A 7,222-nucleotide genomic window follows, 5' to 3' on the forward strand; every position below is an offset into this window, starting at 1 on the left:
GTCTCGCTCATCTCTTCACCGTATTATTGCGCTGGAGATTATCTATGCTGTCACGATCGCGGGCTTCCGGTCTTGTTTGCCTCTTCCTGGTGGTTGCCCTGCTTGCCAGCATGTTTCCTGCGGTATTGCCAACAGCCAGCGTGCATGCTGCATCATCTCCTCTCACTTCCAGCGCTGAACCACAATCTCTGCGGCCTGAGCCGCTGATTGATCCGTATATCGATCCAGTGCGTTTGACCCTCGAAGCCACGATCGGGGAGGTCATCGATCCCTGGTCTGGAGCAGACAATCTATCAGCCAGCTCTGCATTTGCTGGCTCGCCGCTGCCATCCATACCGCAAGTGGCGCTTCCCGATCCGATGTCGTCCCTCCCGCCGCAATTGCGCGCGCAGTTATCGCCAACCGCAACCCTTGATGCGCCGCGCGCGCAAGACTCGTTTGCGCAAACTGCGCCGGCAGAGGCTGTATCAGCGGGCGCGCCGCCGATTCCTCCGGCAGCAGTTGCTCCTCCGGCAGCCAAACCGCTTGGGCCGCCATTGCCCCCTGTCGGCGATCCCCAGGCCCCGCGCCCTCCGCCGGTTAGCCCTTCCCGCGTAACGAGCGTAATCTTCGTTCCCATTATTCATCTTTCCGGGCCTGGTGGCGCGCCTGAGCGGGATGAAGTGCAGGCGCGACCCGAAGCGGCGACATCCCTGCGTAGCAGCGATGGCATCCTGGAATTGCGCATTCCTCCTGGAGCAGTCGATCGGAATACGACCATCCGCTACAATGCCGCGCCGATCCAAGACGTGGCGGGTTATCAGGAGGCAGGCATCTTCTTTGAACTGACAGCCTCGGATGCGCAGGGTAACCCGGTGAACCAGTTTGCCAAACCGTTGACGTTGGTGGTGAACTACCCATCAGGTTTGAATATTCGCGAAGATCGCCTGCGTCTGTATTTCTTTGATGAAGCGTTGCAACGGTGGGTTGCGCTGCCGACGACTGTTCAACGAGAACAGCGCCTGCTCATTGCCAGTACCGATCATTTCACCCTGTTTGCAGTTCTCAGCACAACCGTCGATTCGTGCGCTGACATAGACTGGCGCAATCTCCCCGTTGACCTGGCGCCCCTCTTCCGCCAGACTTGCGAACGGATCGGCCTTGGAACGATGGGCGATCCCATAGGGAATCCATTCCTGCTTGGCGGTTCCAATACCTGGGTGCAAGAATTTGCCAACGGTAGCATTGTCTCGCGCCCCGATCCACCGGCTGCCTTCTACATGGCCGGTCTTCTTTACGAAGCGTACAGGAATGCCACGAATGAACTGCGCAATCGGGTTGGCGCTCCGATCGCCGATAGCGCGACTACTGCGCCGGAGACGTATCACGATGAGAGTCACGATTTCCGCAATCAGCCGTTCATTGCGCTCGAACGCGGTTTTGTGGCTCGCAACGGCCTCGATGGTAGCGTCAGGGTGTACCTGCCTTATCCCGAGTTTCGCCAGATCACGGTAACGTCGTCGCGACAGACACGCCGGGATGAAAATCAAAATGAAATCACCGAGGCACAGTTGCAGGTAGCGGCTGAGGTTGACCCGGCGCCGGATGTCATGCAAGGCATCGATGCTCAGTTGCAGCTCGTCGTCGAGTTTGACGATGGCACAACCTGGGTAGCGTCTCGAGAAATCAGAAATAACACAGGTATTTTTACAGGTGAGTTTACCTACGATCAACTCCTGCCTCTGACGCGCACTTTATCAATAAGTTTGACGCTGACTCGAATCAATGATGGACTGATCGGCTACGCGCCGTGTCATTACTACGACCATCAGCAACCGTACACCGGTTTTACGCTTTACCCGGGCACGGTAACGATCACCGTGGATTGTCAGGGCGGTAGTTCTGGTGATTTTCTGCCGCCAACTATTGAGTTCCTGGAGGTCTGGCCTGATGGTCAGGGCAATCTGAGCGTCAAAGTGTTGATCGTTGACGATAGCGGAGAGATCGCCAGCGCCAGCATTAACGGCAACCCGGGTCGGCTTGATCCCGAATTGCGTTCAACGCCAGAATTCGGCGAAAATATCTACAGCGCAGTCTTCCGCAATGTCCCACCCAATCAGATTGTCAATTTCACTGTCACGGCGAGCGATCCTGCCGGCAATACCGCCACAGCCAGCGGGAGCAGTCGCGTGACGTTCCGGGGCCGCAATGGATTTGCCTGCGCCAATCCGTGTATGGGTCATGAGGTGATCGTTGGCAATCCCGTTCTACCCGGTCTGGGCAATAAGGTCGAGCCGTTGCCGGTGCTCTTTGTGGCCGGTCCGGGCGAAGCCAACATCGATCTAACCCTGATCCACAACTCTCAGGATCCAACCATTGGCTTGACCGGTCAGGGCTGGACCTTCCCCTACCAGATAAACGCAACGCGCCGCGATAATCTGTTGCTGCGCGGGTATGAGGTGATGTATCCCGATGGTCGGCAGGTGCTCTTCGCCGAAACGTCTGATGGGCGCTTCGTGTCACGATCACCCGATGTTCACGACCGCCTGGAGCGCCGTGGCACGACATTGATCCTGACGACCAAATCGCTGACGAGCTACGAGTTTGATTCGAGCGGTCGATTGATTGCTCAACGCGACCGCAATGGCAATGCATTGCGTTTCGCCTACAATGGCGATCGGCTGGTCAGCATCACGAATGATGCGGGGCGTACTGTAATGCTCACTTATAACGCGCAGGGGCTGATCAGCGCGATCTCTGCGCCAGAAGGCAAGCAGTATAGTTTCAGCTATGAGGGCACGCGGCTGGTTGGCTTTACCAACGCGCGCGGCTATACCACCACCTTTACCTATCAGGAGCAGTATCTCGGCACCCTGCTCGATGTTAATGGTCGGCCATACGAAGCGACAGTTTCCTATCTGGCGAGTGTCCGCAACCCAGCCGGCAATCTGAAGAACCGCCAGGTTTATGACGATCGTGGTCGGGTGATCGAGCAGTGGATTGGCGAACGCGAGCATCGAGTCTTCTCTTACGATGACGATGCGCGCATAACAACGATTACTGATGCGTTCGGTCGCGTTACGACCTATCACTATGACGAACTGTACCGCCTGACGCAGATTACGTATCCCGATGGTTTGTCCGAGTTCTTTACTTACGATGAGCGCTTCAATCGCACGTCGTTTACCGACCGGATGGGTCGAGTCTATACATTCACCTACGATGAGCGCGGCAATCGGTTAAGCGAGGTGGGGCCGCTCGGTTGGCAGCGGAGCTGGGCTTACAACGAGCGCGATCAGGTGACGCAGTTTACCGATGCTGAAGGCCGGATCACGCGCTATGAGTACGATGACCGCGGTAACCTGATCCGTGTTATCGATCCCGCTAACAATGTCAGCGTGATCCGCTACGATGCGCGCGGTTTGCCGGTCGAAGTGATTGACTTTAACGGCAATCGGATTACCAATGTCTACGATCCGACCACCGGTGATCTGGTGGCCATGACTAACGGTGTTGGCGATCAGACGCAGTTTGGCTACGACGATCTGGGTCGCCTGCGCGCTGTGACCAACGGGCGCGGTTTTACAACTCGCTATATCTTTGATGCCAATGATAATCTGATGCAGGTGGACGGGCCACTCGGTTTCGTCTTGCGTTATCAGTACGATCAGAACGACAATCTCATCGCAGCGATTGACGCTAATGGCGGCGTCAGTCGTTTCGGCTACGATCAGGCCGACTATCTGGTGGGAGAGTGTACCCCTCTCGGTCACTGCGTCAGTTTCGCCTATGATGAGATGAACAATCTCATTCGTGTTACCGATGCCGAGAACCGGGTCTGGACGTTCGCTTACGATGCGGTTAACAATCGGGTAGCCGCGCATGGGCCTGAGCAGAGCCATGCGTTCTACCGCTATGACGCGGTTGGCAACCTGACAGCGCTGATTCGCTGCAATAGCCCGCTTGTGAACGGAAGCTGCGCAGTTCAGCGCGCGCAGGAGCTGGTCTACGACGAGTTGAATCGGGTCACGCGGGTGATTGCCAACGCTGTGCCCGGCGCGCCGGCAAGCGCCGATACCAACGTAGTGACCAGCTTTAGCTATGACCGGGTCGGCAATATCGTCAGCATCACCGATCCCAACGGTAACACTTCGCGGTTCGCTTACGACGCGCTGAATCGGCTTGTTCGCATCGAGACGGCTGCCGGTCAGGTGACGACTTATACCTATGATTCTGGCGGTAATCTGGTGCGGTTTACCAACCCGCGCGGTTTTAGCACCACCTTTGCCTACGACGCGGCCAACCGACTGGTCAGCGTGACCGATGCGCTCAATCAGACGACGAGTTTCCGCTACGATGCCAATGGCAATCTGATTGCCAGCATTGATCCTGCCGGGATTGTGACTGCCTACCGCTACGACGCGCTTGATCGCCTGGAGGCACTGATCCAGAATGAGCGTCCTGGCGCGGCGGCCACCAGCACTCAGAATGTAACGACTCGTTTTGCGTATGACCTGGCCGGCAATCTGCGCTTTGTCTTCGATCCACGTGGGCGTTATGTGACCGAGTATCAGTATGACGCCGATATGCGACTGACGCGCATCATTGATGCGGAAGGTGGCGTGACGACTTTTGCCTATGACCGTGTTGACAACATCGTGGCCGTCACGGATGCCAATGGTCATACAACAACCTATCGCTACGATGGTCTCGATCGGCCAGTGCAGATCACCAATCCTGAAGGCCATGCAGTACGCTTCGTCTACGATCAGCTCAACAACCTGATCCAGATTACCGATGCGCGCGGCTTCACCAGTACGTATGCATACGATGGCCTGGATCGCGTAGTGCGTTTCACCGACAATCTTGGCGGTGTCTGGCGCTATCAGTACGATGCGGCAGGCAATCTGCTGGCCAGAACCGATGCCAACGGCCAGACAACCGGCTATGCCTACGATGTCGCCTACCGGCTGATCAGCCGCGCCGATGCGGAGGGGTATGTCACTCGCTGGAGCTACGATCTCAATGATAATCTGCTGACCTATACCGATGGCAATGGCAACACTTCCAGCCTGACCTACGATGCGCTGGATCGCATGGTCACGTATACGAATCCTGAGAACGAGACCACTGCGTACCGTTACGACTGGATGGGCAATCTCACTGCCCGGATCGAAGCTGATGGTGTCGTCACCGGTTATGGCTACGATTCGCTTTATCGCCTGAACAGCGTCACCTTTAACCAGCGTTCAGACCAGCCTGCCGGCGCGGCAGTTAACGTTACCACTCGTTATCAGTATGACGAAGTCGGCAATCTGGTGCTGATCCGCGATGCCAATGGCAATCTCAACAGCTTCGCTTACGACGGCCTCAACCGGGTCATCCAGGAAGTTGATGCGCTTGGCAATATCTGGCGCTACGCCTACGATCACGCTTCCAATCTAATCGAGCGGATCGACGCATTGCGCAACCGCACCCGCTATAGCTACTATCCCGATGATCGGTTGGCCCGGATCGATTACCACGATGGCACGTTTGTCGCTTACGCTTACGACGAAAACAACAATGTGCTAACCGTCACCAATGAGCTGGGCACGACCGAGCGTCGCTATGATCCGCTTAATCGCCTGATCGAAGAGCGCGATGTGCATGGGCGGCAGACCCGCTTCAGCTACGACGCTGTCGGCAACCGAATCGGCCTGACCTACCCTGATGGGCGCACTGTCAGATCGAGCTATCTGAAGAACAACTGGCTGGCGAGCACGATCGATCCTGAAGGTCGGGAGACGCGCTACATTCGCGATGGAGTGGGCAATCTCGTTCGCCAGGAAAACCCCAACAATACCGTCACCGTTCAGACTTTTGACAAAGCCAACCGCATCCTGAGCGTTGAGAACCGGCAGAACGCCGGCGCCGGCACCGTGAATAGCCGATTTGTCTATACCTACGATGAGGTCGGTCAGCGCGTGACGATGGCGGCTACTTATGCCTGGCGCAATCCATCGGTCGTTACCACTTCCTACACGTATGATCCGCTGCGTCGCCTGGTGCGCCACGAAGACAGTCAGGGTCGTTGGACTGAGTACACGTTCGACGCTGTAGGTAACCGGCTGACGATGACAACCAACGATAGCGGTGATACCAATCGGCCATTTGATGCCAAAACCCTATCCTACAGCTACAACGCCATCAATCAACTGCTCACCGTTGTCAGCGATACCCGCCCCGGCCAGCCGGGTCTGAAGCGAACGGACAACAGCGCTCAGGCCATGCATGCATTCCGCCATGAGGTGTCTGCCCAGCGCGGCAAGGGTATCAGCGAAACGGCGGCGGATGTGCTGCTGACGCAGGTGGATGCGCTGCTGACGCAGCTCTACAGCAAGCCGGCGCCCAACGTCGCAACGGTGGAGTCCGTCCTCAACGCGCTCCGCGACCAGGTCGAGTCGTACCAGGCCGCAGGCGACCTGCGCAACCAGGGTATTGCGACCAGCCTGCTGGCGAAATTGCGACTGGCGAGCGATGCTAACCGGGGGTTGAGCGGTGAATTGCAAGCCGTCACCTACACCTACGATGCCAACGGCAACCGGATCAATAAAGAATTCCCCGGCCCGCAAGGCCCGCGCATCCAGGGCACCGATTATCGCTACGACGCCGAGAACCGTCTGATCGCCGTCCAGGATTACCAGCAGAACTTGCAAGGCAACCGGGTTGATCGCGCGCTCACCACTATGGCGCGCGACGGCGATGGACGCCGGATGGTGAAGACCTACGATCCGAAGACCGGAGGCGGCGGGCTGAAGCGGGTGGAATACGTCTACGACGGTCTGGATCCCATTGCCGAATACAATGCCTGGAATCCGCAGTACGACAACTACTATCGCGGCGCTGGCGGACGCATCCTGCAACGGCACCACTTCCCGACCGGCGCGCAGGGCCAGAGCTATTGGTATCACTATGACGGCCTTGGTTCGGTAGCGGGCCTGACGCGCCACGCGGGTCAGAGCAGTCACAACTACCGCTACCAGCCCTACGGCGAGATCGAGCTGCCTCAGGGGAACTTCACCGATCCGCACAACCACTACACCTTTACCGGCCAGGAGTGGAACGAGCATACCGGCCTGTACGAATTCTACGCTCGCCATTACGACCCCGATACCGGCACGTGGCTGACCCAGGACCCGTACCGCGGGCAGATCCGCGATCCGCGCAGTTTGCACCGGTATCAGTATGTGTATAACAGTCC

Annotated in this window: 1 protein-coding gene; it reads left to right on the forward strand. The window is 57.5% G+C overall.

Translation table 11 applies throughout. From position 1 onward, the window contains the following. Nucleotides 1–44: 44 nt before the first annotated feature. The coding region (locus Q0650_RS00255) for an RHS repeat-associated core domain-containing protein (RefSeq protein WP_298814483.1) at nucleotides 45–7,222 on the forward strand (7,178 nt) is incomplete at its 3' end.

The organism is uncultured Chloroflexus sp. (genome assembly GCF_937129525.1).
Taxonomy (GTDB): Bacteria; Chloroflexota; Chloroflexia; order Chloroflexales; family Chloroflexaceae; genus Chloroflexus.